23 protein-coding genes are annotated in these 25,254 nt (G+C 71.1%); 9 read left to right on the forward strand and 14 right to left on the reverse strand.

The window, feature by feature from the left end:
• The first annotated feature begins 87 nt into the window (after positions 1-87).
• The 3 genes from SH922_RS27565 (at position 88) to SH922_RS27575 (ending at position 4,294) form a co-directional block, all read left to right on the forward strand.
• Positions 88-936, forward strand: coding sequence for a 3-hydroxyacyl-CoA dehydrogenase family protein (locus SH922_RS27565; protein WP_393063708.1), 849 nt, complete (start codon positions 88-90; stop codon positions 934-936).
• Between the two features lie 246 nt (positions 937-1,182).
• Positions 1,183-1,506, forward strand: coding sequence for an STAS domain-containing protein (locus SH922_RS27570; protein ID WP_018102617.1), 324 nt, complete (start codon positions 1,183-1,185; stop codon positions 1,504-1,506).
• Between the two features lie 295 nt (positions 1,507-1,801).
• On the forward strand, positions 1,802-4,294 hold the full coding sequence (locus tag SH922_RS27575; RefSeq protein ID WP_393060509.1) for an ATP-binding protein: 2,493 nt from the start codon (positions 1,802-1,804) through the stop codon (positions 4,292-4,294).
• Between the two features lie 217 nt (positions 4,295-4,511).
• Here the strand turns inward: SH922_RS27575 and nucS are convergent, their stop codons facing one another.
• Positions 4,512-5,183, reverse strand: coding sequence for an endonuclease NucS (gene nucS / locus SH922_RS27580; protein WP_326657926.1), 672 nt, complete (start codon positions 5,181-5,183; stop codon positions 4,512-4,514).
• A gap of 263 nt (positions 5,184-5,446) precedes the next feature.
• Here nucS and SH922_RS27585 point away from each other — a divergent pair, with 263 nt between their 5' ends.
• Positions 5,447-5,839 carry an SCO5389 family protein gene (locus SH922_RS27585; protein WP_136328739.1) on the forward strand — a complete coding sequence of 131 codons (393 nt, stop codon included), beginning with the start codon at positions 5,447-5,449 and terminating at the stop codon, positions 5,837-5,839.
• 90 nt (positions 5,840-5,929) lie between these two features.
• Here SH922_RS27585 and SH922_RS27590 read toward each other — a convergent pair whose 3' ends face one another.
• The gene (locus SH922_RS27590; protein WP_393060510.1) at positions 5,930-6,973 is read right to left on the reverse strand and encodes an LLM class flavin-dependent oxidoreductase; all 1,044 of its coding nucleotides are present in this window, start codon (positions 6,971-6,973) and stop codon (positions 5,930-5,932) included.
• Positions 6,974-7,171: 198 nt separating this feature from the next.
• On the opposite strand from SH922_RS27590, the gene SH922_RS27595 reads away from it, so the two are divergent.
• A complete protein-coding gene (locus SH922_RS27595) occupies positions 7,172-7,501 on the forward strand; it encodes an ATP/GTP-binding protein (protein ID WP_393060511.1) in 330 nt (109 codons plus the stop codon).
• A 13-nt stretch (positions 7,502-7,514) separates the two neighbouring features.
• Here SH922_RS27595 and SH922_RS27600 read toward each other — a convergent pair whose 3' ends face one another.
• The 7 genes from SH922_RS27600 to mce all read right to left on the reverse strand — a co-directional run bounded on the left by SH922_RS27600 (position 7,515) and on the right by mce (position 17,274).
• Positions 7,515-8,411, reverse strand: coding sequence for an ABC transporter permease (locus tag SH922_RS27600; RefSeq protein WP_393060512.1), 897 nt, complete (start codon positions 8,409-8,411; stop codon positions 7,515-7,517).
• The gene (locus tag SH922_RS27605; protein ID WP_393060513.1) at positions 8,408-9,616 is read right to left on the reverse strand and encodes an ABC transporter ATP-binding protein; all 1,209 of its coding nucleotides are present in this window, start codon (positions 9,614-9,616) and stop codon (positions 8,408-8,410) included. The genes SH922_RS27600 and SH922_RS27605 overlap by 4 nt, the downstream gene beginning before the upstream one ends.
• Before the next feature lie 158 nt (positions 9,617-9,774).
• Positions 9,775-10,554: an ABC transporter permease subunit gene (locus tag SH922_RS27610; protein WP_393060514.1), complete on the reverse strand. Its 780-nt coding sequence runs from the start codon at positions 10,552-10,554 to the stop codon at positions 9,775-9,777.
• A gap of 5 nt (positions 10,555-10,559) precedes the next feature.
• Positions 10,560-11,621 (reverse strand): ATP-binding cassette domain-containing protein, encoded by a 1,062-nt coding sequence (locus SH922_RS27615; RefSeq protein WP_393060515.1) that lies wholly within the window; start codon positions 11,619-11,621, stop codon positions 10,560-10,562.
• An 81-nt stretch (positions 11,622-11,702) separates the two neighbouring features.
• On the reverse strand, positions 11,703-12,641 hold the full coding sequence (locus tag SH922_RS27620; RefSeq protein ID WP_326657919.1) for a cellulose-binding protein: 939 nt from the start codon (positions 12,639-12,641) through the stop codon (positions 11,703-11,705).
• 206 nt (positions 12,642-12,847) lie between these two features.
• Complete coding sequence (scy, locus tag SH922_RS27625; RefSeq protein ID WP_393060516.1) at positions 12,848-16,645, reverse strand: polarized growth protein Scy; 3,798 nt, start codon at positions 16,643-16,645, stop codon at positions 12,848-12,850.
• Positions 16,646-16,845: 200 nt separating this feature from the next.
• Positions 16,846-17,274, reverse strand: coding sequence for a methylmalonyl-CoA epimerase (gene mce, locus SH922_RS27630; RefSeq protein ID WP_393060517.1), 429 nt, complete (start codon positions 17,272-17,274; stop codon positions 16,846-16,848).
• Between the two features lie 135 nt (positions 17,275-17,409).
• Here mce and SH922_RS27635 point away from each other — a divergent pair, with 135 nt between their 5' ends.
• Together SH922_RS27635 and meaB are read left to right on the forward strand one after the other, a co-directional pair.
• Entirely contained in the window at positions 17,410-18,612 is a 1,203-nt protein-coding gene (locus SH922_RS27635) for an acetyl-CoA C-acetyltransferase (RefSeq protein WP_393060518.1), read from the forward strand.
• A 28-nt stretch (positions 18,613-18,640) separates the two neighbouring features.
• The gene (gene meaB / locus SH922_RS27640; protein ID WP_393060519.1) at positions 18,641-19,603 is read left to right on the forward strand and encodes a methylmalonyl Co-A mutase-associated GTPase MeaB; all 963 of its coding nucleotides are present in this window, start codon (positions 18,641-18,643) and stop codon (positions 19,601-19,603) included.
• 90 nt (positions 19,604-19,693) lie between these two features.
• Here meaB and SH922_RS27645 read toward each other — a convergent pair whose 3' ends face one another.
• On the reverse strand, positions 19,694-20,263 hold the full coding sequence (locus tag SH922_RS27645) for a PepSY domain-containing protein (protein WP_393060520.1): 570 nt from the start codon (positions 20,261-20,263) through the stop codon (positions 19,694-19,696).
• Positions 20,264-20,383: 120 nt separating this feature from the next.
• Between SH922_RS27645 and SH922_RS27650 the strand changes: the two genes are divergently transcribed.
• Together SH922_RS27650 and SH922_RS27655 are read left to right on the forward strand one after the other, a co-directional pair.
• The gene (locus SH922_RS27650; RefSeq protein ID WP_393060521.1) at positions 20,384-21,043 is read left to right on the forward strand and encodes a response regulator transcription factor; all 660 of its coding nucleotides are present in this window, start codon (positions 20,384-20,386) and stop codon (positions 21,041-21,043) included.
• Positions 21,040-22,494 (forward strand): sensor histidine kinase, encoded by a 1,455-nt coding sequence (locus tag SH922_RS27655; RefSeq protein ID WP_393060522.1) that lies wholly within the window; start codon positions 21,040-21,042, stop codon positions 22,492-22,494. The genes SH922_RS27650 and SH922_RS27655 overlap by 4 nt, the downstream gene beginning before the upstream one ends.
• A gap of 13 nt (positions 22,495-22,507) precedes the next feature.
• On the opposite strand, the gene SH922_RS27660 is transcribed toward SH922_RS27655, so the two are convergent.
• The 4 genes from SH922_RS27660 to SH922_RS27675 all read right to left on the reverse strand — a co-directional run bounded on the left by SH922_RS27660 (position 22,508) and on the right by SH922_RS27675 (position 25,173).
• Complete coding sequence (locus tag SH922_RS27660; protein WP_393060523.1) at positions 22,508-22,984, reverse strand: MarR family winged helix-turn-helix transcriptional regulator; 477 nt, start codon at positions 22,982-22,984, stop codon at positions 22,508-22,510.
• 148 nt (positions 22,985-23,132) lie between these two features.
• The gene (locus SH922_RS27665; RefSeq protein WP_393060524.1) at positions 23,133-23,894 is read right to left on the reverse strand and encodes an AIM24 family protein; all 762 of its coding nucleotides are present in this window, start codon (positions 23,892-23,894) and stop codon (positions 23,133-23,135) included.
• Entirely contained in the window at positions 23,891-24,541 is a 651-nt protein-coding gene (locus SH922_RS27670) for an AIM24 family protein (RefSeq protein ID WP_219568196.1), read from the reverse strand. The genes SH922_RS27665 and SH922_RS27670 overlap by 4 nt, the downstream gene beginning before the upstream one ends.
• A complete protein-coding gene (locus SH922_RS27675) occupies positions 24,541-25,173 on the reverse strand; it encodes an AIM24 family protein (protein ID WP_393063709.1) in 633 nt (210 codons plus the stop codon). The genes SH922_RS27670 and SH922_RS27675 overlap by 1 nt, the downstream gene beginning before the upstream one ends.
• Positions 25,174-25,254 lie beyond the last annotated feature (81 nt).

Genomic DNA, 25,254 nt, shown 5'->3' on the forward strand with positions numbered 1-25,254 from the left:
TCTTCGCTGCCCCAGCGCCCCTCACGGGTACTAACCTCCGCCGGAGAGCATGTGGAAGAACCGTTGAGAAAGCATAGGGGTGCCAACGTGGCCAGGAAGCTCGCCGTCATCGGCGCCGGACTCATGGGGTCCGGTATCGCGCAGGTCTCCGCCCAGGCGGGCTGGGACGTCGTGCTGCGTGATGTCACGGAAGCGGCCCTGACCCGTGGCCGAGACGGCATCAAGGGCTCCTACGACAAGTTCGTCTCCAAGGGCAAGCTCGCGGAGTCCGACGCCGAGGCCGCGCTCGCCCGCATCACCACGACCACCGACCTCGACGCCGTCGCCGACGCGGACATCGTCGTCGAGGCCGTCTTCGAGAAGCTGGAGGTGAAGCACGAGATCTTCCGGACCCTCGACAAGATCGTCCGGGACGACACCGTGCTCGCCTCCAACACCTCCGCCATCCCGATCACGAAGATCGCGGCCGTGACGGAGCGCCCGGAGCGCGTCGTCGGTGTGCACTTCTTCTCGCCGGTCCCCATGATGCAGCTCTGCGAACTCGTACGCGGCTACAAGACCAGCGACGAAACCCTCGCCACCGCACGGGAGTTCGCCGAGTCGGTCGGCAAGACCTGCATCGTGGTCAACCGCGACGTGGCCGGCTTCGTCACCACCAGGCTGATCTCGGCGCTCGTCGTCGAGGCCGCCAAGCTGTACGAGTCGGGCGTCGCCTCGGCCGAGGACATCGACATCGCCTGCAAGCTCGGCTTCGGTCACGCCATGGGGCCCCTCGCCACCGCGGACCTGACCGGCGTCGACATCCTGCTGCACGCCACCGGCAACATCTACACCGAGTCCCAGGACGAGAAGTTCGCCGCACCGGAGCTGATGCGCCGGATGGTCGATGCAGGTGACATCGGCCGCAAGAGCGGGCAGGGCTTCTACACCTACTGATCGTTTTCGGCCCCCGGCTGCCTGATCTGCCGTCGGTCAGACCCGGGATTCCGGGGGCCGTCCTCCGGAACCAGTGGATCCGCGGTGGATCCGCAGGGTTCCACCGCGGGCCTGGGTCACTCCACGGAGTGAATTCGGTATCGGTTCGCTTACAGACGGCAACTTCCCTGTCGTTGCCGCAGTCAGTTGGGGCAGAGACAGTTTCAGACAGACCGACCACGCCACGGAGCATTCAGGGGAGCGCATATGCACATCAGGGGCGACCACGCCGAGCTGGTCGTCGGGGGCCGCCTCGACGTCCGAAGCGCGGCGGACGCCCGTACGGTCCTGCACTCGGCGCTCGACGACGGAGTCGGCGATCTGGTGCTGGACCTGACCGAGCTGGATTCCTGGGACGCCACCGGACTGGGCGTCATCATGGGCGCGCACCGCAGGGCCGGGCGCGCCGGACGGCGGCTGGTGCTCCGCGGCGTACCGCCGCAGATGCAACGCCTGCTGGTGGCCACCCGGCTGCACCGCATTCTGGCCATCGAGGGCGGAATCGCCGCGGAATCGCTGCCGCGCGTCTGAAGGCGCCCGGCGGTGAAACGCCCGTCCCGGGGCACCGGCCCCGCGACGCCGCCACCCTGTGCCGGTCGGGCCGAGCCACCCTGTGCCGGTCGGGCCAAGCCGCACAATCCTCACGAGACCGTGATCTGTGGGGCGGCGCGGCACCCCGGATGTTCGTAGATACTGTGCGAAGGTTTAGGGTTCGGCCGTCTGCCGATTGACGGACCCACCTGGCGGACACCGGACCGGAAGCAACAGCTGGACGTGCGAGGCCGGGAGGGGCAACCGTGCTCGACGCGTCTTGGGGGCTTTGGCGATGGACCCGATACACCGGGGGCCGGAAGAGTTCGGCCACGACGGCAACGGCTTCGCCGAGGGAGCCGGCCGACGCCGTCCTTCCCGCGATCCGCTGACGCCGGATTTCGGTCAGCAAACACCGCAACAGGCGCGCATCGTCCCGCTCGTGGCCGGCGACCTTCTGCTCACCGTCAACCCCGTCGACGGCAGCGAGGTCGAACCGTGCCCGCCCGGGGAACAGCCCGCCGAACCCGTCCGGCGCACCCCCGCGGAGCGGGCCGACCGGGAGCGGGCCGCAGCGCCCCCCGTCCCGCCCGGCCCGCCGGTCCTCCAGCTCCCCCTCCTGCAGCGCGAGGACGAACGCGAACGGCTGACACGCCTGCTGGCCCGCGGTCGCTCCGTACGGCTCACCGGACCGGCCGGTTCCGGCCGAACTGCCCTCCTGAACGCCGTCGCCGCCGACTGCACGGCACTCGCGCCCGATGGGGTCGTCCGGCTCAACGGCCACAAGCGCACCGTCACCGACCTCCTCCACGGACTCTTCGAGGCCGTCCACGACGCGCCGCTGCACCGCCCGGACCGGGAGCTGCTGCTGGAGAAGCTGCGGTCGACCGGCGCCGTCGTCGTCCTCGACGACCTGGAGTTCGGCGGCGCCGCACTGGACGAGCTGCTCGACGCGACGCCCGAATGCGCCTTCCTGCTCGCCGCGACACCCGATGTGGCCGCGCCCGGCCCCGACTCCCACCTCGAAGAGGTCTTCCTCGACGGTCTTGACCGCGCCGCCTCGGTCGGCCTGATGGAGCGGGTGGTCGAGCGGAAGCTCACCGAGGAGGAGGCCAACTGGGCCGGCGACCTCTGGTTCGAGTCCGAGGGCCTTCCGCTGCGATTCGTCCAGGCGGGCGCCCTGCTGCGCCAGACCGACCTGCTGAGCACCGACCCGACCGCGTACGACGAGTACGGCTACCTGGAGAACCGCCCCGCCGGAGGGCCGCCGGCGGCCGGGGACATCGACGGGACAGCGGTCGAGGAGGTGGTGCTGCCCAGCCTCGGCGAGGGCGCCGCCCCCGCCGCGCTGCTCGGCTCACGGCTGAGTGAAGCCGCGCGCGAGACCCTGCGCTTCGCGTTCGCGCTCGGCGGCGAGGTGCCGCACCAGGCGCATCTGCCGGCTCTCGTGGGGGACACCCACGCCGATGCGGCGCTCGGTGAGCTGGCCGGCTGTGGGCTGCTGTCCCCGGCCGGCTCGCGCTACCGGCTGGCCGCCGGTGTCCTCGCCCAGCTGGAGGCCGCCGGATACGGGGAGGGCGCCACCGACCGGGCCCGTACGGTGGCTCAGCACTACGCCTGGTGGGCCGGTCACCCCTCCGTCACCCCCGCACGGGTGGTGGCGGAGGCCGATGCGATCGTCGCGGCGATGGCGCAACTGGTGCCGGGGCACGGGGCCGGCCAGACGAGCGTCGCCGTGCTGCTGGCCCGCAGCGCCTCGCCCGCCTTTGCCGCAGGGCTGCACTGGAGCGCCTGGGAGAGGTCCCTGCGGATCGGCCAGGAGGCCGGCCGGATCGCGGGCGAGGTCGCCGAAGAGGCTTACTTCCACCACGAGTTGGGAGTGCTCGCCCTCTGTACCGGCAATCTCGACCGGGCCAGGGCCGAGCTGGAGACTTCCATCAGCATGCGCGGGGCGCTCGCCGACAAGTCCGGCGCGGTGGCAGGGCGGCGGGCGCTCGCCCTGGTCGAGGACCGCTCCGGACGTCCGGCCGCGGGCGGTGTCATGGCGATCGGCGAGATACCGGCGAACCCGCTGCTGGCGTCGCCGCCCCCTGGTCTGCCGGCCGTCATGCCCGTCTCGATGCCGCGGACGTACCCGGACGAGACCGTCGTGATGTCCCCGCAGGGCGCTCCGCCGGTGGCCGACGACCGAGAGGGCGGCCGCTTCGCGGTTCTGGGCGGGGCCCGGCGTAATCTGGTCGCCGCCGGTGCGGGCGTCCTGCTGGCCGGAGTGCTCGGCACCGTGGTGACCCTCGGACTCACCTCGAACACTGACCCGCAGGGTGACCCCGGAGCCTCGACCGAGCAGTCGGTGACCGAGGGCGGTGACACGGACGAGGAGCTGCCGGCCGAGGAGCCCACGGACGGCACGACTCCGTCCGCCAGGACGTCGGGTTCCGCGTCCGCGTCGTCGACGACGCCGGGTCCCTCGGGGAGCGAGTCCGTGCCGGCGGGCGGGAGCGGGGCGTCGTCCCCGGGTGCGAGTGCTTCGGAGACGGCCCCGTCGTCGACGGGTGGCTCCTCGCCGGACAAGCCGTCGCCGACGCGTACGACGCCGGGGCCGACGAAGACGACTCCGCCGCCTACGAAGACGACTCAGCCGCCGACCAGCCCTCCGTCGACTCCTACGGATACCACTGAGCCGCCGACGCCCACGGAGTCGGAGACGACGGATCCGTCCGTGCCCGATACATCTGATTCGGCGAGTGGGCCCTCGGGGGCCACGGGCGCGAGTCCGTCGGTGATCTGAGCCGGGGCGCGCTCCCGGTGGGCGCCTTGTCCTCAATCGCCGGACGGGCTCGAGAGGCCGGACGGGCCTGGTGTGCGCGCCCGTCCGGCGGGGGTGTCCTCGGTCTCCGCGGAGAGGGTTCCGTCCTCAATCGCCGGACGGGCTCGAAGGTGCCCGGCGGACTTGAAGGTGCCGGGCGGGTCTCAGGGGGCCCGACGGGTCCCGGGGACCCGACCGGTCAGAAGAGCCTGAGCTTGTCGTCCTCGATGCCACGCATCGCGTCGTAGTCGAGGACCACGCAGCCGATGCCGCGGTCCGTCGCCAGGACGCGGGCCTGGGGCTTGATCTCCTGGGCGGCGAAGATGCCCTTCACCGGTGCCAGGTGGGGATCGCGGTTGAGCAGCTCAAGGTAGCGGGTCAGCTGCTCCACACCGTCGATGTCGCCGCGCCGCTTGAGCTCGACCGCCACGGTCTGCCCGTCGGCGTCACGGCACAGGATGTCGACGGGGCCGATGGCCGTGAAGTACTCGCGGCGGATGAGGGTGTAGCCCTCGCCGAGCGTCTCGATCCGGTCGGCGAGCAGTTCCTGGAGGTGTGCTTCCACGCCGTCCTTGATCAGGCCGGGGTCGACTCCCAGCTCGTGGGACGAGTCGTGGAGGATTTCCTCCATCGTGATGATCAGTTTCTCGCCCGCCTTGTTCACCACGGTCCAGACGCCCGCGGTGTCATCGGCGCCCTCCTTCAGGGTGCAGGGCGGCGACATCCAGTTGAGCGGTTTGTACGCCCTGTCGTCGGCGTGAATCGACACGCTCCCGTCCGCCTTCACCAGGATCAGACGGGGAGCGGAGGGCAGGTGGGCCGTGAGCCGGCCCGCGTAGTCCACGGAGCAGCGGGCGATGACGAGACGCATGGTCGGCAACGCTACTCGACGACAGGTGCTCGACGCGATTCACCCACCCGTCACTCCATCCCCGTCCCGGAGTGACGCTTTCTGGCTTGCCCCTCTTTGAACCCCTTCGTTATTGGCCGGTTGTGTTCCCAATCTCCTGGTGCGGCCCGGACTGCGCCCTTACCGTGGATGCAGGAGGTCGCCGTGCGTGCACGCTGCGTCGCCGTCCTGCTTCCCTGCCCGTAAGGCCCCGGCCCTCCGTCGGGGTCGCGAGAGGAGAACCCATGTCGCTCGACGTCTCACCGGCGCTGTTGGAACAGGCCGAGCGAGGCGAGGTCGACGAAGCCGACTTCGTCGACTGCGTCCGGACCTCCCTGCCCTACGCATGGGAGATGATCAGCTCGTTGGTGGCTCAGCTGAAGGTCGACGGCGGGGAGTTCGCCGACAACCAGACGCCGCCGCCCAACGAGCAGGCACGTGGTCAGCTGCTGCGTGCGCTCGCGAGTGATGCGATACGCGGCGCGCTGCAGCGGCACTTCGGGGTGCGCTTGGCATTCCAGAACTGCCACCGCGTCGCGGTGTTCCCGCTGGACGCCTCGGTCGACGACCGGCTGGCCCGATTCACCTCGGTGAGGGGCCAGTTGCTCAACCAGTCGCCCGAACTACGGGACTGCTGACGTCTGCTGCTGCCGTTCCGGGCCGCGGGAGGTGCAACTGGTCCGGGGCGGCAGCTCCCGTACGTACACCGTGAAACCGGTGTGCGGGGGTCATTCGAGGAGCGGCAGCACTTCGGTGCCCAGCCGCGCTACGTTCTCCTCCGTGGCCACGAGATCTCCGGAACCCTCCACCAGGAGCGCGAAGCGGGTGATGCCCGTGCGCTCCGCCGTGGCCGCGAGGCGGTCGGCCGCGAGCCGGGGCGGGCCCACCGGATGAAGCCCGCACAGCAGCTCCGTGTAGGCGACCGGATCGCGCATCACCCGGTGCCGGCCGTCGACCGTGACATGAGCGCCCAGCCCCTGCCGCAGCCAGCCGGGCATCGCCTTCACGAGCGTCTCCCGGGCGTCGTCGGTGCGGTCCGCGATCTGGGCCACGCCCGCGGACACGTGCCCCGCCTCCCGTACGCTTTCCGGCGAACGGCCGGCGGCGAGGGCGCAGGAGCGCCAGAGAGCGACCATCTCGGCCTTCTCCTCGTCGCCGCAGTGCATCCCGAGCAGCATCGGCAAGCCGTTCTCGGCGGCGAGTTTCACGCTCTTCGGCGAGGTGCACGCGACGATCACCTCGGGGCCGCCGGGGCTCTCGCCGCTCTCCTTGTCGAGCAGCTCGTCGGCCCGGGGGACCACCGCCACCTCGCGGAAGCCGTAGCGCTCCCCGAGGCCCGCCACCCGTGCCTCGCGCAGCCAGTCGAGCAGCAGCCCCAGAGACTCCGGGAAGCCGTTCTCGTACGCCTCCAGGCCGCCGCCGAACACCTCCAGGTCGATCCAGGGACCGCCCCGGCCGACGCCGAGGGTGAACCGGCCGCCGCTGGTGAGGTGGAGCAGCGCGGCCTGCTCACCGAGGGCCACGGGATGCTGGGTCGGCAGCACGCTCACCGCCGTTCCGACGCGGATTCTGCGCGTGCGGCCGAGCAGCAGCGCGGCCAGCGTCACGGCGGACGGGCAGACCCCGTACGGTACGAAATGATGTTCGGCCAGCCAGACCGAGTCGAGGCCGGACTCCTCCGCGACCTCGGCGGACCGGATCGCGCGATGCAGCGCCTCACCCGGACCCTGTCCCGGGAACTGGGCTGCCAGTACGAACGTTCCCACACGCATCGCCAGATACCTCCTTGCGGCCGACGCGGCTCTCCCCTATTGGCAACAACGTCTGACACGTGCCAAAGGCACGGTCCGAGGGGAAGTTGTTGCGATTTTCCGCTAACCCGTCCCGCCCCGGGCGGTGCGGAACGTCTGCCCCCGCCGAATGGCCCTACGCTGGTCGGGAACTGCCCAGTCTGCCCCGTGAGGTGTCACGTGTCCCCGCGCCGCAACCGCCCCCGAGGCGGCGAGAGTCCCACCGACAGCGCCAGCGCGGCGGGGGACCGGTACGGCGGCGGAGGGCGCTCGGAGGAGTGGCAGGGCGAGGAGTGGTCGGTCCGCCCGGTGAGCGGCGCGAGCGCGGCGGGCAAGCGCTACCGGTGCCCCGGCTGCGACCAGGAGATCCCTTCGGGCATCCCGCACCTGGTGGCCTGGTCCGAGTACGGCGGGATCGACGACCGCAGGCACTGGCACAAGGCGTGCTGGAACGCGAAGGACCGCCGCACCACGCGGGTGCAGCGGTCCAGGAACGCGCCTCGGCACTGAACGGCCGCCGGGGTCAGACGTCGCGCTGGTTCATCGCCAGGTAGGCGCAGCCCAGGGCCACGGCGGTCACGCCGAGCATGATCCACAGCGGATCCCAGCCGGACGGCCCGCCGGACGAGGAGACCGAGTTGTCGTAGAAGATGCTGAGCTGGTTGGGGATCGAGTACTCCAGGAGCCACTCCCGGAGCGACTCCAGAGACCTGGCGAACATGAAGATGGCCAGCACGAGCGGCAGCAGCACCACGCCGATCATGATGGTGATCGCCCCGGCCGAGTGCCGGATCAGTGCGCCGATCGCCAGCGAGAGCAGCCCCAGCGTCGCGATGTACAGGCCGACCCCCACGGTGCTGCGCAGCCACTCGCCACCGGTGGGCGCCTCGGCGTCCACGATGGACGTCTGGAGCAGGGCGACGATCGTGGTCATCACGGTCGTCAGCACGAAGGTGAGCAGGAAGAAGACGATGGCCTTCGCGCTGAGCACCCGGGCCCGGCTCGGGGAGGCCGTCAGCGTCGTACGGATCATGCCGGTGCCGTACTCCGACGCGATGGTCATCACACCGAGGGTGATCACGCAGATCGACCCCAGGAGCACCCCGAAGAAGCCGAGGCTGAGCACCGGAGTGCCGCCGAGGTCGGTGTCGGAGGCGCTGACCGTGACCGCCGAGAGCACCCCGATGACGAGCAGGAGCACGATCATGACGCCGAGCGTCCACATCGTGGAGCGCACGGAACGGATCTTGGTCCACTCGGAGGCGATCGCGTCGCCGAGGGTGGCGGGACGCACCGGGATCGGCGAGGTGTAGTAGCCGGCCTGCATGCCCTGCCCGTGCTGCTGGGGAGCGGGGGGCTGCTGGTACGCCTGCTGCTGGTACGGCGCCTGCGGCGTCGGCGGCGTGGACGGCGTTGTCATCGGGAGTCCTCGCTGGTGTCGCTCTTGGTCAGGTCTGCGGGGGGTCCGGCGGGCGCTGCCGGGGCGGGAACGGGAGCCGGGGCGGGTGCCGCAGGAGCGGCCGAGGCCGGTGCCGCTGCCGGGGCCGCGGGTGCCTGAGTGCCCGCATACGGGTTCTGTCCGGGCGGCGGCGGGGCGTACCAGCCCTGCTGCGGCATCTCGGGAATGCTCTGCTGAGGCGGCGCGTACCCCTGCTGCGGCCCGTACCCGCCGGGCGGCGGCGGTGCCTGCAGATGGGCCACGTGGTCGGCCGTCGAGCGGTAGTCCACGGCGCCCTGGGTCATCCGCATGTACGCCTCCTCCAGCGAGGCCCGGTGCGGCGAGAGCTCCCACAGCCGGACGTCGGCCTCATGGGCCAGATCGCTGATCCGCGGCAGCCGGAGCCCGGTGATCCGCAGGGCTCCGTCCGGCTCCGACATCACCTGGCCACCCGCCTCGGTGAGCGTGGCGGTGAGCTTCTCCCGCTGCTCGGGCCCCTCGTCCGGGACCCGGACCCGGGCGAAATCGGCGGAGTTGGCCGAGATGAAGTCCGTGACGCTCATGTCGGCCATCAGCTGGCCGCGGCCGATCACGATCAGATGGTCGGCGGTGAGGGCCATCTCGCTCATCAGATGGCTGGAAACGAAGACCGTCCGGCCCTCGGAGGCCAGCATCTTCATCAGATTCCGGACCCAGAGGATGCCCTCCGGGTCGAGACCGTTGACCGGCTCGTCGAAGAGCAGCACCTGCGGGTCGCCCAGCAGCGCGGCCGCGATGCCCAGGCGCTGCCCCATGCCCAGCGAGAACCCCTTGGACCGCTTCCGCGCGACCTGCTGGAGGCCGACGACGCCCAGCACCTCGTCGACCCGGGCGGCCGGGATACCGGCGAGCTGGGCGAGCGAGAGCAGGTGGTTGCGGGCGCTGCGCCCGCCGTGCACGGCCTTGGCATCGAGCAGCGCACCCACCTGGCGCGGTGCGTTCGGCAGATTGCGGAAGTCGTGCCCGCCGATGGTCACCCGGCCCGCCGTCGGCCGGTCCAGGCCGAGAATCATCCGCATCGTGGTCGACTTGCCCGACCCGTTGGGACCGAGGAACCCGGTGACGGCACCGGGCCGTACCTGGAAGGAAAGGTTGTACACGGCCGTCTTCGCGCCATAGCGCTTGGTCAGGCCGACTGCCTCGATCATGCTCCAGCCCCATCGACTTATCTGTCGTCGGGGCACAGGCACGTCGGCCGCACGCCCCCCGTAAGAGTTAGGAGGATATCCAGGCCTTGACGGTTCCGGCCAAGTCGTTACCGGGCGAGTCCCGTCCGGTGCCGCGGACCGGGATCCGCGGCACCCCGTCAGGCGTCGCGCTTCTTGAGTACGAGGAAACCGCCGATCACCGCGGCCGCCACCCACGCGACCATGATCAGCAGCCCGGCCCAGGGCCCGTACGGAGCCGGATCGCTGTTCATCGCGTCGGGCACCACCTGCATGATCTTGGAACCGGCCTGGTCGGGGAAGTACTGGGCGACGCTCTTGGCGCCCGGGACGGCCGACAGGATCTGCGAGACCAGGAAGAAGAACGGCATCAGGATGCCCAGCGACAGCATGGAACTGCGCAGCATCGCGGCCACGCCCATGGAGAAGATCGCGATCAGCCCCATGTAGATGCCGCCCCCGAAGACCGCGCGCAGCACGTTGTCCGCACTGATGTCGGTGCTGTGGTCACCGAGCAGGGCCTGACCGAGGAAGAACGAGACGAAGCTGGTGGCCAGCCCGACGACCAGGGCCAGCACTCCGGCGACCAGCATCTTGCTGAAGAGGAAGGTGGCGCGCTGCGGCACCGCCGCCAGCGAGGTGCGGATCATGCCGGAGCTGTACTCCGTACCGACCACCAGGACACCGAAGACGACCATCGCCAGCTGGCCGAGAATCATCCCGGAGAAGCTGATGAACGTGGGGTCGAAGGTGGCCCGCTCCGCGTCGGAGAGGTCGTCGAACTGGGAGTTCATCACCGCGCAGAGCGCGGCGCTCATCGCGACGGTGACGACGAACGCGGAGATCAGCGTCCAGGTCGTCGAGGAGACCGTACGGATCTTGGTCCATTCGGAGGTCAGGACCGCGGGTACCGATGCCATCGCCGTCACACCCCCGTTCCGGTGCCGGAACCGTCGGAACCGTCGGAACCGTCGGAACCGTCGGAACCGCCGGAACCGCCGGGAGCCCCCGGGGTGCCGCCGGCCGGCTGGTTCCACTGATCGCCCCAGTGCGGTCCGACCGGCGGCGGCGCGGCACCGCGCTCCGAGTGCGCGTGGTACTCCACCGAGTCCGCCGTCATCTGCATGAACGCCTCCTCCAGCGAAGCCCGCTGGGAGCTCAGCTCGTGCAGCACGATCGTGTGCCGGGCAGCGAGCTCGCCCAGGGCCTCGGTGGTGGCGCCGTCGATCTCCAGCGTGCCGTTGCCCGACTCGACCGCGACGATGCCCTCCGCGTGCAGGACGTCCCGCAGCCGCTCCTGCTGCGGGGAGCGCAGCCGCACATAACTGCGGGAGTTCTGATGGATGAAGTCGGCCATCGAGGTGTCGGCGAGCAGCCGGCCCTGCCCGATCACGATCAAATGGTCTGCGGTCAGGGCCATTTCACTCATCAGATGAGAGGAGACGAAGATCGTCCGGCCTTCTGCCGCGAGTGCCTTCATCAGATTGCGGATCCAGTGAATTCCCTCGGGGTCCAGACCATTGACGGGTTCGTCGAACATCAGAATCTCGGGATCGCCGAGCAGCGCCGACGCGATTCCCAGGCGCTGCCCCATACCGAGGGAGAACCCCTTGGACTTCTTCTTCGCCACCGCGGTCAGGCCGACGGTGTCGAGGACCTCCGCCACCCGGCTCTCCGGGATCCGGTTGCTCTGGGCGAGACAGAGGAGGTTGTTGTAGGCGCTGCGACCACCGTGCATCGACTTGGCGTCCAGCAGTGCGCCGATGTACTTCAGGGGCTCCGACAGCTCGCGGTAGTGCTTGCCGTCGATGCGCACCGATCCACTGGTGGGGTTGTCGAGATCGAGCATCATCCGCATCGTGGTGGACTTGCCCGCCCCGTTGGGTCCCAGAAAACCCGTCACCATCCCCGGTCTGATCCGGCATGACAACTGGTCGACGGCAACCTTGTTGCCGAAGCGCTTGGTGAGGCCATCAAGCTCGATCATGCGTTCACGCTAGAACGGCCGCGCGCCCGGCGCCACCACAAAGGTGGAACCGGGCGCGCAGGAGTGGGACCAGCCGGGGGGTCAGCGGGTCTGCTGGGCCGGGACGCCGCGGGTGGCGGGCTCCTCGTCGGCGGGGGAGCCGGCGGCTGCCACGGCGGCACCGGTCAGCGTCGCCAGCATCTCGCGGACGTTGGTCAGCTGCGCGTTGATCGAGTCGCGGCGGTTGGTGAGCGCCGCCAGCTCGCGCTCCGATTCGCTGCGGATCCGGTCGGCCTTCGCGTTGGCGTCGGCCACGATGTCCTCGGCCTGACGCTGAGCGGTCTCCACCGTCTGGCGGGCGCGGCGCTCGGCGTCCGTGCGGAGCTTCTCGGCCTCCAGGCGGAGCTGCTCGGCGCGGTGCTCGATCTCGGCCAGACGCTTCTCGGCCTTGGCCTGACGGGACGCGAGGTCGCGCTCCGACTGGTCGCGGCGCTTGGCCAGGTTGGTCTCGAAGTCCGCGGCGGCCTGGGCGGCCTTGGCGCGGGTCTCCTCGAAGAGGGCGTCGGCCTCCTCGCGCTTCTGGGCCGCGTCCTTCTGCGCGTCCGAGCGCAGCGTGGTGGCCTCACCCTGGGCCTTCTCGACGATGCGGACACCGTCGTCCTCGGCCTTGGCCTTGCGCTCGGCGGCGAAGGTCTCGGCGTCGTTGCGCACCTGCTGGGCGGCGGACTCGGCGAGCTCGCGGTGCTGCTCGGCGGCGCGACGGGCCTCCTCACGCAGGTCCTTGGCCTCCTCCTCGGCAAGGCGGAGAATCTTCTCCACACGCGCGCCGAGACCGGCGTACGACGGTTCCGCGTCGTTCACCTGGGCCTGGGCGTTCTGCGTCTCGAGGTGGAGCTCCTCGATGCGCTTTTCCAGAGACGTGATGCGGGCGAGAGCACTATCACGGTCGGCGACGAGCTTGGTAATGCGGTCATCCACCTGACCGCGGTCGTAACCACGCCGCACGAGCTCGAAGCCGAAGGGGGAGGAAGGGTCACTCATGGGGTTCCTGTCGAAGTGAGACCGGTGAGGTGATAGAGGGAATCCTAGGCGCCAGAACGGCGTGTCATCGAGCAGATGCCCGTTTGATCTGGAGAATGACACCCCTTTTGAGTGGCTGACCCCCGTAACCCTTGCCACTCGGAGGGTTGAACGTCCTTGCCGGACCGTTGAACGGCCTTGCCGGACCATGGAGGAGCACCGGGCTACTACCCATCCGACTGCTTGCCACCCGCACGAGTGCCCGCCGCGGCCGTGGCCTTGGCGCCGCCCGGCGGACCGGCGCCCGCGCCCTTACCGCCCGCCCCGGGGGTCTCGAAAGACTCCAACGCCTCCAGGACGTCCTGGACACGGGAGATCTCCGTGTTGATGTCCTCGCGCCGGCGAACCAGGACATCGAGCTCGCGCCGGCCCTCGTCCACCGTCCGCTTGGCCTCGGCCTCGGCGTCGGCGCGCAGCTTCTCGGCCTCGCGCACCAGGCTGGCCTTCTTCTGCTCGGCCTCCTTGAGCAGCGACTCGGCCCGCTTCACGGCGGCGATCCGGACCTTGCTCGCCTCCGAGTTGGCGTCCGCCAGCAGTTCCTTGGCCTTCGCCGCGGCTTCCTCGCGCTGCTCGGTCGCCGCCTTCATCAGGTTGTCGACGCGCTCGCCGGCCGTCTTCATCTGCTCGGACGTCTCGCGCCGGGCACGGTCGTGCAGCTCCTCGATCTCGCTCTCCAGGCGCGTCCTGAGCTCCTCGGCCCGCTCCCGGATCTGGGTGGCGTCCCGGCGCGCACCGACCAGCAGCTCGTCCGCGTCCGTCCGGGCCCGCTCCACCAGGGTGTTGCCCTCGACGGTCGCCGCGGAGGTGATCCGCACGGCCTCCTTGCGGGCCACCCCGACCATCGTGTCGGCCTGCTCCTCGGCCTCGGTGGCAGCGCGCAGCGCCTCCTCCTGGGCCTTGTTGATGAGCTGGTCCGCCTGCTCGGCGGCGTCGGCACGGCGCTTCGATGCGGACTCGCGTGCCTCGTCCAGCAGCCGGTCCGCCTCCTGGCGGGCCTCGGCGCGCATCTGCTCGGCCGCCGCCTCGGCGTCGGCGCGCAGCCGCTCGGACTCCTCGCGGGTACGGGCCGCGTGCTCCTGCGCGGAACCGACGGTCGCCGACGCCTCCGCGCGCAGCCGCTCGGCCTCATCTGCCGCCTCGTCACCGAGCCTGGCCGCCTGCTGCGTCGCCTCGGCGCGGACCCGATCGGCCTCGGCCGTGGCCTCGGACACCAGGGTGTCGGCCTGCTCTGCGGCCCGGGACCGCATCCGGTTGGCGTCCTCACGGGCCTCGGCCCGGCTGCGCGACGCGTCCTGCTCGGCGGACGCCAGGGCGTCGGACGCCTCGGTACGCATCCGCTGGCTGTACTCCGCGGTGTCGGCACGCAGTCGTTCCGACTCCGTGATCGCGTCGGACACGGTCCGCTCGGCCATCGCCGTCGCGGCCTCGGTCTCCTCCTGCGCCACCCGCCGGACCCGGGCCGCGTCCTCGCCGGCCCGCTCCCGCTCCGCGTAGGCGTCGGAGCGGACCCGGTCCGCCTCCTCCTGCGCCTCGGACTTCGTCCGCTCCGCGACATGCTCGGCGGTGGAGCGCAGCCCGGCGATCTCCGCCTCGGCCTGCTCCTGGAGCCCGCTGACCGAATCCCGTACCTGCTGGGCGGTCTGCTCGGCCGCGGAGACCATCTCGGTCGCCCGCGCGTCCGCCTCCTGGACCAGGCGCTGGGCCTCGGCCTGCGCCTCGTCGACCCGCTTGCGGGCGGAGGCCAGGAGCTCCTCGCTCTGCTCGCGGGCCCGCTCGCGCTCCTGGTTCGCCTCGGCACGTGCCGCGTCGAGGGTCTCCTCGGCCTCGCGGCGGCGCCGGTTCGCCTCCTCCTGAGCGGCGGCCAGCGCCTCGGCGGCCTCGGTGCCCACGCGTTCGGCGGCCGCCGCGGCCTCCGAACGCACCCGGTCGGCATTCTCCTGCGCCTCGGTCTTCAGCCGCTCGGCCTCGGCGGCCGCCTCGCTGCGCAGCCGCACGGCGACGGACTCGCCCTCCGCACGGGACTGAGCGGCGTCGGCCGCGGCCTCGTCGCGCAGCCGCTGGGCCTCGGCCTCGGACTGCTCCTGGAGTGTGCGCAGCCGCTCGGCGGCCTCCGCGCGCAGCCGCTCGGACTCCTCGTTCGTCTCGCGCCGGATGCGCTCCGCGTCGGTACGCGCCTCGCCCAGCGTCTGCTCGGCGGTGGTGACCCGGGTCTCGGCCTCGCTGTGCAGCCGGGTCAGCTCGTCGGCCGCCTCCGCCTGCCGGGCCGTGATCGCGCGCTCGGTCTCCTGGCGCAACTCCGCCGCCGCCTGCTCGGCAGCGGCCGTCGCCGCCCGGGCCTGCTCCTCGGACTCGGTGCGCAACTCCTCGGCCTCGGCGCGGGCCCGCTCAAGGGCCTCCTCCGCCTGCTTCTTCAGCGCCGCCGCCCGCTCGGTGGCCTCGTTGCGGACCCGCTCGCTCTCGGTGCCCGCGGCGCCGCGCAGTTCCTCCGCGTCGGCCTTGGCCTTGGCCAGCAGCTCCTCGGCGGTCCTCGCGCCCTCCTCGATCTGCTGGAGGGCCTCGCGGCGGGCCTCGCCGCGGATCCGCTCGCCCTCGGCGACCGCTTCGGAACGCAGCTGCTCGGCCTCGCCGCGCAGCCTGCGTGCCTCCTCCTGGAGCTCGACCGTCTTGGCCCGGTACTCCTTGGTGTCGTCCTTGGCCGCGCCCTTGAGCTGGTCGGCCTGCTCGGCGGCCTCGCCGCGCAGCCGGTCCGCCTCCGCCTCCGCCTCACGGCGGATCCGGTCGGCCTCCTCGCTCGCCGCCCTGGTGGTCGACTTCGCGTCGTCGGACGCCTTGGTCAGCACCTCCTCGGCGGCACGGGCCGCCTTGGCGAGCTGGGCCGCGGCGTCCTCCGCCGCGGCGGTGCGCGCGGTGTCGGCCGCCTCGGAACGGAGCCGGTCCGCCTCGGCACGGGCATCGGCGAGCGCCTGCTCGGCCTCCGCCTTGAGGGACTCGGCGTCCTTGGTGGCCTCGCCGACCAGCCGGGCGATCTCCGACTTGGCGGTACGGGTGCGCTGCTCGTTCTGCGACTCGGCGCCGGCCAGCCGCTTGACCGCGGCCTCCTTCGCCTCGGACAGCACCTTCTCGGCCTCGACGCGCGCCTCGCGCAGCTGAGTCTCGGCCTCCTGCATGCGCTGCTCGGCGGCCCGGTTCAGCTCGGTGGTCTGCTGCCGGGTCTGCTCGGTCTCGGCCGTCGTCGACGTACGCAGCTGCTCGGCGTGGGCGGTGGCCTCCTGCGCCTGGCTGGAGGCGGCGCCCAGCATCCGCTCGGCGTCCTTGCGGGCGCGCAGCAGGATCGACTCGGCCTCGGCGCGGGCGGCCTCGGCCTCGGAGCCGAGACGCTGCCGCGTCTCGTCGGCCAGCCGCGAGGTCTCGGCACGGGCGGCGCTCAGCGCCTGCTCGGCCTCGGCCCGCGACTCCTCCAGCAGCCTGCGGGCCTGGGACTCGGTCCTGGCACGCAGCTGCTCGGCCCACGCCACGTTCTCGTTGACGTGCGACTCGACGGTCTGGCGGCGCTCCGCCAGCTCCTGGTCGAGCTGCTGGCGGCGCTGTACGGCCTCGTTGTGCAGTTCGGCCTGGAGCCGCGCCTGGTGCTCGGCGTGCTCCTGAAGGATCCGCTGCGTCTGCGCGCGGGCGTCGCGCAGCTCGCGCTCGGCGTCGTTGCGCAGCTGGTCGGCCTGGATCTGGGCGTTACGGAGCAACTGCTCCGCCTGGTAACCGATGTCCGCGCTGTCGTAGGCGGGACGGGTCGCCAGACTGCGCCGGGCCTCGTGCAGCTTGGCACGCAAGACCTCGACCTGGTAACCGAGGTCCTCGGCGTGCTGGACGGCCTTCTCCCGGTCGGTCTTCAGCCGGTCCATCTCGGCTTCGAACCGCGAGAGATGGTCGTCTTCAGCTCGGTGGCTCTCCTGGCGTTCGTAGCCCCGCACTGCGCGGTCCCATCCGTCCCCTGGTCGCAAACTCCAAACGAGTACCGCTCGCCGGCGAACGGTCCCCCGGGGAATGGTGACAGATCAACGGCTGAGGCCACGGCGCGGCCCCGACCCGGCCCCGGCCCGGAACCGCCCACTCTACCGGGCCGGGTATCCCTGAGAAGCTGTTGTCCGGCTCCGGACAACAGCTTCTCAGGTCAGTGCTCCGTCCGGGCCGTGACCAGTTCGGTCAGTACACCGTGGCAGTCCTTGGGGTGCAGGAAGGTGATCCGGGACCCCATCGACCCCGTCCTGGGCTCGTCGTACAGCACCCTGATCCCCTTCTCCCCGATGTCAGCGGCGTCCGCGTCGACGTCCGCAGTACCGAAGGCGATGTGGTGCACGCCCTCACCATTCTTGGCCAGCCATTTGCCCACGGCGGAGTCCTCGCGGGTCGGTTCCAGCAGTTGGAGGTAGGAGGCGCCGCCGTCCGACGTCTCGTTGATCTTGAGCATGGCCTCCCTCACGCCCTGCTCCTCGTTGATCTCGGAATGGAACACCTCGAACCCGTAGGTCGAGCGGTAGAACTCGACAGTCTTGTCGAGGTCGAAACAGGCGATCCCGATGTGGTCGATTCGCGTCAGCATGGAACCAGTGCAGCGCTCGGCGGATGGTTACGCAACGTGCGCGCGATCACACCCGTTGCCGGATGACGAGCGAGGTACTGCTCAGTACATTCAAGTAAACCCTCGTTCACAATCGATCCCAAGGGGCTGCGCCTCATGTCAGGAACGACCGGATCCACCTCAGTGATCGTCGCGGGCGCCCGTACGCCCATGGGCCGCCTCCTCGGCTCCCTGAAGAGCTTCTCCGGAGCCGACCTCGGCGGCTTCGCCATCAAGGCGGCGCTGGACCGGGCCGGCATCGGCGGCGACCAGGTCGAGTACGTGATCATGGGCCAGGTGCTGCAGGCCGGGGCAGGGCAGATGCCGGCCCGCCAGGCAGCGGTCAAGGCCGGCATCCCGATGAACGTCCCGGCGCTCACCGTCAACAAGGTGTGTCTCTCCGGGCTCGACGCCATCGCCCTGGCCGACCAGCTGATCCGCGCCGGTGAGTTCGACATCGTCGTGGCCGGTGGCCAGGAGTCCATGACGAACGCCCCTCACCTGCTCCCGAAGTCCCGCGAGGGCCACAAGTACGGCGCCATCGAGATGCTCGACTCGATGGCGCACGACGGTCTGACCGACGCCTACGAGAACATCCCGATGGGCGAGTCCACGGAGAAGCACAACACCCGCCTCGGCCTGGCGCGTGCGGCCCAGGACGAGATCGGCGCCCTGTCGCACCAGCGCGCCGCAGCGGCCCAGAAGAACGGTCTCTTCGAGGCCGAGATCACCCCGGTCGAGATCCCGCAGCGCAAGGGCGACCCGGTCCTCTTCTCCAAGGACGAGGGCATCCGCGCCGAGACGACCGTCGAGTCCCTCGGCAGGCTGCGCCCCGCCTTCGCCAAGGACGGCACGATCACCGCGGGCACCGCCTCGCAGATCTCCGACGGTGCGGCCGCGGTCGTCGTCATGAGCAAGGCCAAGGCCGAGGCGCTGGGCCTGGACTGGATCGCCGAGATCGGCGCGCACGGCAATGTGGCGGGTCCGGACAACTCCCTCCAGTCGCAGCCGTCCAACGCGATCCGCCACGCCCTGAAGAAGGAGGGCATCGGCGTCGAGGACCTCGACCTGATCGAGATCAACGAGGCGTTCGCGGCCGTCGCCCTCCAGTCCATGAAGGACCTCGGCGTCACCTCGGACAAGGTCAACGTCAACGGCGGCGCCATCGCGCTCGGCCACCCGATCGGGATGTCCGGCGCCCGCGTGGTGCTGCACCTGGCGCTGGAGCTCAAGCGGCGCGGCGGCGGCACCGGTGCGGCGGCGCTGTGCGGCGGCGGCGGTCAGGGTGATGCGTTGATCATCCGCGTTCCGGGCAAGTAGTCGGTACGAGCGAGCGAGGAGGCCGAGCGTGAAGGTGGACGTCCCCACCCTGGTCGAGCAGGCCCGCGAAGGCGGGCCGCGGGCCGTGGCCCGGCTCATCTCCCTGGTGGAGGGGGCATCGCCGCAACTGCGTGAGGTGATGGCGGCACTGGCGCCCCTGGCGGGCAACGCCTGTGTCGTCGGCCTGACCGGATCACCGGGTGTCGGCAAATCGACATCGACATCGGCGCTCGTCTCCGCCTACCGGCGGCAGGGCAAGCGGGTCGCCGTGCTCGCAGTCGACCCGTCGTCGCCGTTCTCCGGCGGCGCGCTCCTCGGTGACCGGGTCCGGATGTCGGACCACGCATCCGACCCGGGCGTCTACATCCGCTCCATGGCCACGCGGGGCCATCTGGGCGGGCTCGCCTGGTCGGCACCGCAGGCGATCCGGGTGCTGGACGCCGCGGGCTTCGACGTGATCCTCGTGGAGACGGTGGGCGTCGGCCAGTCGGAGGTGGAGATCGCCTCCCAGGCCGACACCTCCGTCGTCCTCCTCGCCCCGGGCATGGGCGACGGCATCCAGGCGGCGAAGGCCGGAATCCTGGAGATCGGCGACGTGTACGTCGTGAACAAGGCCGACCGGGACGGCGCCGACGCCACCGCCCGCGAGCTCAACCACATGCTGGGCCTCGGGGAGTCCCGAGGTCCCGGCGGCTGGCGGCCGCCGATCGTGAAGACGGTCGCCGCCCGGGGCGAGGGCATCGACGAGGTCGTCGAGGCGCTGGAGAAGCACCGGGCATGGATGGAGGAGCACGGCGTCCTGGCCGAGCGGCGCACGGCCAGGGCCGCCCGCGAGGTCGAGACGATCGCTGTCACCCGGCTCCGCGAACGCATCGGCGACCTGCACGGCGACCGCCGCCTGGACGCCCTCGCGGAACGCATCGTGGCCGGCCGCCTCGACCCGTACGCGGCGGCGGACGAACTGGTGGCAGGGCTCACCGGGGAGGGCTGACCGACCCTGTTCCAGGCGCGGCGTGCGGCCGCACCGGGAACAGGGACGTGCGGCCGCACCGGGAACAGGCAAGGCGCCTGTGCGGCGGCCTCAGCCGTCGTCGCCCCGGTCGTCCCCGTGACCGTCGTCCGACCGGTCCACCGTGACCTGGGCCGACTTCGCGTCCACGTCCAGCTCGGACGCCCTGCCGTCCTTGCCCCGGACGTCGACCTCCCAGCGCACCGCCCCACCGCTGCGGCCCTCCAGCTCGACCGAGGTCACCGTGCCCGGTGACGTCCTGAGCGCGGCGGCGACCGCCGCGTCGAGCGTGACGGGGGCAGACCGCGGGGCGTGGCGGTCGCGGTCGTCGTTGTCGTCGGACGTGTGCTTCCCGAGCACCTTGCCGTTGCCCGCGTCCACCGTCACGTCGTGCCAGACCCTGTCGGAGCCGTACACGTCCAGCTCCCAGACGAGTCCGCCGTCCTCGTCGTCGAGCTCCGCCTCGGTCACCGTGCCCGGGACGGCCCGGACGGCGGACGAGGCCGCGTCGCCGACGGTGACACGGGCGGCACCACCGCCCGCGGCACGGCCGTCGTCGTCCGCGAAGGCCACGGCGGTGGCGGCTGTGCCGCCGACGAGTACGGCCGCGGTGACGGCGGCGATGACGATCTTTCGCTTCATGAGGGGTCCTCCCCGGTCGGATCAGTCCGTTGCGATGCGGTCCACACTGCCGGGGCGATGCTGAACGCAGCCTGAAGCCGCCTGAAGCCTTCTTCAGGTTCCGTTTGCGACGCTGTGCCCATGCGCCTGTTGATCGTGGAGGACGAGAAGCGGCTGGCGATCTCCCTGGCCCGGGGGCTCACCGCCGAGGGCTTCGCCGTGGACGTCGTGCACGACGGCCTCGAAGGGCTGCACCGGGCCTCCGACGGCGCGTACGACCTCGTCGTCCTCGACATCATGCTGCCGGGGATGAACGGCTACCGGGTCTGCGCCGCCCTGCGCGCCGCCGGCCACGAGGTGCCCATCCTGATGCTGACCGCGAAGGACGGGGAGTACGACGAGGCGGAGGGGCTCGACACCGGCGCCGACGACTACCTGACCAAACCGTTCAGCTACGTGGTGCTGGTCGCCCGGGTCCGCGCGCTGCTGCGCCGCCGGGCCGGGTCCGCCTCGCCGGTGGTCACCGTCGGATCCCTGCGCATGGACACCGCGGCTCGCCGGGTCCACCTCGGCGACGGCGAGATCACCCTCACCGCGAAGGAGTTCGCCGTGCTGGAACAGCTCGCCCTGCGGGCCGGGCAGGTGGTGAGCAAGGCGGACGTTCTGGAGCACGTCTGGGACTTCGCCTACGACGGCGACCCGAACATCGTCGAGGTGTACGTCAGCGCCCTGCGCCGCAAGCTCGGCGCGGCTTCCATCCATACGGTGCGCGGCGCCGGCTACCGGCTGGAGGCGCTGTGAGGTCCGTACGGGCCAGGGCGGCGCTCGGTGCCACCGTGGTGGTCGCCCTCGCGCTGGCCGTCGCCGGAATCGCCGTCCTGCTGGTCCTGCGGGCCAACCTCACCGACCAGGCGGGCCTCCAGGCCGAGGTGGCGGCCCGGGAGGTCGCGGGGCAGCTGGCCCTGGACGTGCCGTACGACGAACTGGAGATGGGCGACGAGGAGGACCACCCCGTGCAGGTGACCGACGAGGACGGCCGGGTGGTGGCCGTCTCCAAGGACCTGGAGGCGATCTCGGGCACCGGCACGGACCGGGTCGCCCCCGTCGTGCAGCCCTCGGCCGAAGGCGACCGCCACGGCGGCGAGGACCGCGACGACGACGATGACGAGGACCGGGAATCGGGCAGCGCCGACCCCGCCCGCCGCGAAGTCTCCACCGACGAACCGGACTTCACGAACGGCACCGCCACGGTCGACGGCGACCGCGCGGACTACCGGTTCGCCTCCGTCGAGGCCACCAACTCGGCCGGACTGACCCTGACCGTGCACGCGGGCTCCCCGCTCGCCGCGGAACAGCGGGCCGTCGCCAGCGTGCGCGGCGCGATGCTGACCGGACTGCCCGTCGTGCTCCTCGTCGTCGCCGGCGTGACCTGGCTGGTGACTCGGCGGGCGCTGCGCCCGGTCGAGGGCATCCGGCGCGAGATGGCCGCGATCACCGCGTCCGAAGATCTGAGCCGACGGGTACCGGAGCCCGGCTCGCACGACGAGATCGCGCGTCTGGCGCGTACGACCAACGAGACGCTCACCGCGCTGGAGGCCTCCGTCGACCGGCAGCGGCGCTTCGTCGCCGACGCCTCGCACGAACTGCGCAGCCCGATCGCCTCGCTGCGCACCCAGCTGGAGGTGGGAGCCGCGCACCCCGGGCTGCTGGACGTGCCGGGCGCGGTTGCCGACACCGTACGGCTCCAGGCGCTGGCCGCCGACCTGCTGCTGCTGGCACGGCTGGACGCGGGGGAGCGGCCGGGCACGGGCAGGCTGGATCTTGGCGCGCTGGTCCACGAGGAGGTCTCGCAGCGCACCGGCGACCGCATCCCGGTGACGGTGTCCGCGGCGGAGGGCGGCGGCTTCGAGGTGACCGGTTCCCGCACGCAGCTGGCCCGGGTGATCGGCAATCTGCTGGACAACGCCGAGCGGCACGCGCGCAGTGCGGTCGCGGTCGCCGTGCGCGCGGAGGGCGGCGACGTGGTCGTCGAGGTCACCGATGACGGCGACGGGGTTCCCGGGGCGGAGCGTGAGCGGATCTTCGAACGGTTCGTCCGCCTGGACGACGCCCGCACCCGCGACGAGGGCGGGGCGGGCCTGGGCCTCGCCATCGCCCGCGATGTGGCGGTACGGCACGGGGGCCGGCTGACTGTGACGGATACGGGGGACAGGGGCGCCCGGTTCGCGCTGTGGCTGCCGGACGCCCGCTGAACACTCCGGGGTGTCAGACCTTGCCGCGCCGCCCGCGCAGATGGTCGGCGACCGGGGCCAGGGCCGTGTGCAGCTGCTCCAGGGCCTCCGGCGCCAGCAGGTCCATGAAGTGCTTGCGGACCGACGCCACGTGGTGCGGCGCGACCTTGCGCATCGTCTCGGCGCCGGTCTCGGTGAGGACCGCGTACAGCCCTCGGCGGTCGGACTCGCAGTTCTCCCGGCGGACCAGGCCGGCGTTCTCCATGCGGGTAATCTGGTGCGAGAGCCTGCTCTTGGACTGCAGCGTGGCACCGGCGAGGTCGCTCATCCGCATGCGCTGGTCATCCGACTCCGAGAGATTGACGAGGATCTCGTAGTCGTTCATGGTCAGGCCGAACGGCTGGAGGTCCTTCTCCAGTTGGTGCGTCAGCAGTCTGCCGACGTCCAGGTGGGTGCGCCATGCGCACTGCTCCGCGTCGCTCAGCCAGCGGGTGGCCGTCTCGGTCTCCATGTATGGATTCTACCTAAGAAGTTGAAAGCCGGACGAAGTGGGGGTGTGTGACGCCGGGCACGCACTCGCAGGCCGGTGTCGCGACGGGCAGGGCCCCCCGAGGGGCGCTAGGCGCAGACGTTCGACGTCACACTCCGCAGACTACCGCTCACAAGCCGAAGTGATGTTGGAAGTCCCCCCGCTGACCGGGCCTGCGGGGTCCGGATCCAGGTTGACCCGCCCCCGGGATTCCCGCCTGCTGCGGCACGGCCCCCGTCGGCTGCTCGGCCATCAGCACCTCGCTGGACTGGAGCAGTACGGTACCGGCGCCCACGAACTCGAACTGGTGCTCCTCGCCCGAGGTGCCCCCGATTCCGGTGAACGCCCGCAGCCCGCCCAGCACGCCCGTCATATAGCCGTGGTCGTAGTGGTGGCACGGCGAAGGGCAGTCCGCCCAGCCGACCAGTGCCTGCGGGTCGACCCGCAGTGGCGGCTCCATGAAGACCACCGGACCGTTGGAAGCGGCGACGAACTTCCCCGTACCGATCAGCGTCAGGAACCCCGGCACGATCGACTGCTTCAGCGCCAGTGTCGGCTGATAGGCGAGGAGATTGCCGGACCGGATCGTCAGGTTCCCGTCGTCCAGGTCGTACGAGTTCACATCGAAGGCCCGGTCCGCGAGCAGCATCTTGCCGCTGCCCTCGGCCACCACCCAGTCACTCGCGTGCAGCGGCGAGTGGAAGCTCGTACGGATCAGCCCCTCGAAGCGGCCGTGCCCGATGCCGTTGAACTCGATCCGCCCGTAGTAGGCGATCATCTTGCCCTTCTGCAGGAACCACTGGCTCCCCTTGAGCTCCACACAGAAGGTGTACGCGTTGACGTTGTCGTCCGACGGCAGCGTCATCGGGTCGAAGACCATGGGCCCGCTCACAGCTTCTCCTCCGACGCCTGGACGTACACCGCACCACTGCCGCTGAGCTCCAGCTGGAACCCCTCGCCGGAACCGCGCCCCACCATCTCGCGCCAGCCCAGCGCGGTGGAGAGCTTGTTGGTCACGTCGCCGTGGTGCGCGACGTACGCCTGCGGGTCCACATGCACCTCGCGGCCCGGCGCGATCGGCAGCTCGATGACCCCGCCGTGCGCCATCACCGCCACCGCGCCGTGCCCCTTGAGCGTCGTGGTGAACAGGCCCTGCCCGCTCACCTGGCCGCGCACCATGCCCATCACGCCGCCCTGTGAGCCCATGAACATCGTGCCCTGCTGCAGCGTCCCGTCGAAGGCGAGCAGCCGGTCGGCCTCCACGTAGAGGGTGTCGCCGGTCAGGTTGATCACCTGGATGTGGTGGCCGCCGTGGCCGAACATCACGGTGCCGCTGCCCTCGACCGTCATGAGTGGCGTCGCCTCGTTCGCCATCCGGCGGCCGATCATCGACATGACGCCGCCCTGGCCGCCCTGGATGTTCGGCGTGAACGACACCTCGCCCCGGTAGGCGAGCATCGCGCCGCGCTGGCTGAACATCTTCTGGCCGGGGATCACCGTCGCCTCGACCATCTTCGAGTTGATCTCGCGGAACGGCATCAGACGTTGCCCCCGATCGTGTTCCGCTCGCTGGGCTGGACGTAGACGAGTCCCTCGCCCTCGAACCGGATCTGGAAGGACTCGCCCGACCCCTCGCCCATCAGCGTCCGGAAGTTGACCCCGGACTGGAAGTGCTGCTGGAGGTTGCCCTGGTGGGCGATGTAGGCGCCCGGGTCGACGAAGAGCGGGTACTGGGCGGAGACCCGCAGGGCCACGGCCGACCCGTCCGACATGATCGCCGCCTGGCCGGTTCCCTCGACGGTGGTGGTGAACAGGCCGTTGCCCGCCGCGCTGCCGCGCATCCCGGTGAAGGCGGTGCCGGTGCGCAGACCGGAGTCGGTGCAGAGCAGGTTGCTCGCTTCGACGTACAGCTTGTCGCCGTGCAGCGAGACGAGGTTGATCTCGCTCGCGCGGTCGGCGAAGTAGCAGGTGCCCTGCCCGGTCACCTCCATCACGGCCATCTGCTCGCCGGTCAGCCGGCGGGTCACCATGCCGCGCAGGCCCTCACCCCCGCCGGTCATCTTCTTGAACGTCACCCGGCCGTCGTACGCGACCATCGAGCCGTTCTTCGCCTTGACGGCGTCGCCGGTCAGATCGACGGCGAGCGTCTTGCTGCCTTGGAGTCGGAACATTGCCACCCGGCGACGGTAGCGGCAGGGGCCGCCGGCGGGACAGGGCCTGCGGCACGATCCGGCCCCTGAACCATCCCTGAT

The sequence above is a fragment of the Streptomyces sp. LN549 genome (genome assembly GCF_043203805.1).
Classification (GTDB): domain Bacteria; phylum Actinomycetota; class Actinomycetes; order Streptomycetales; family Streptomycetaceae; genus Streptomyces.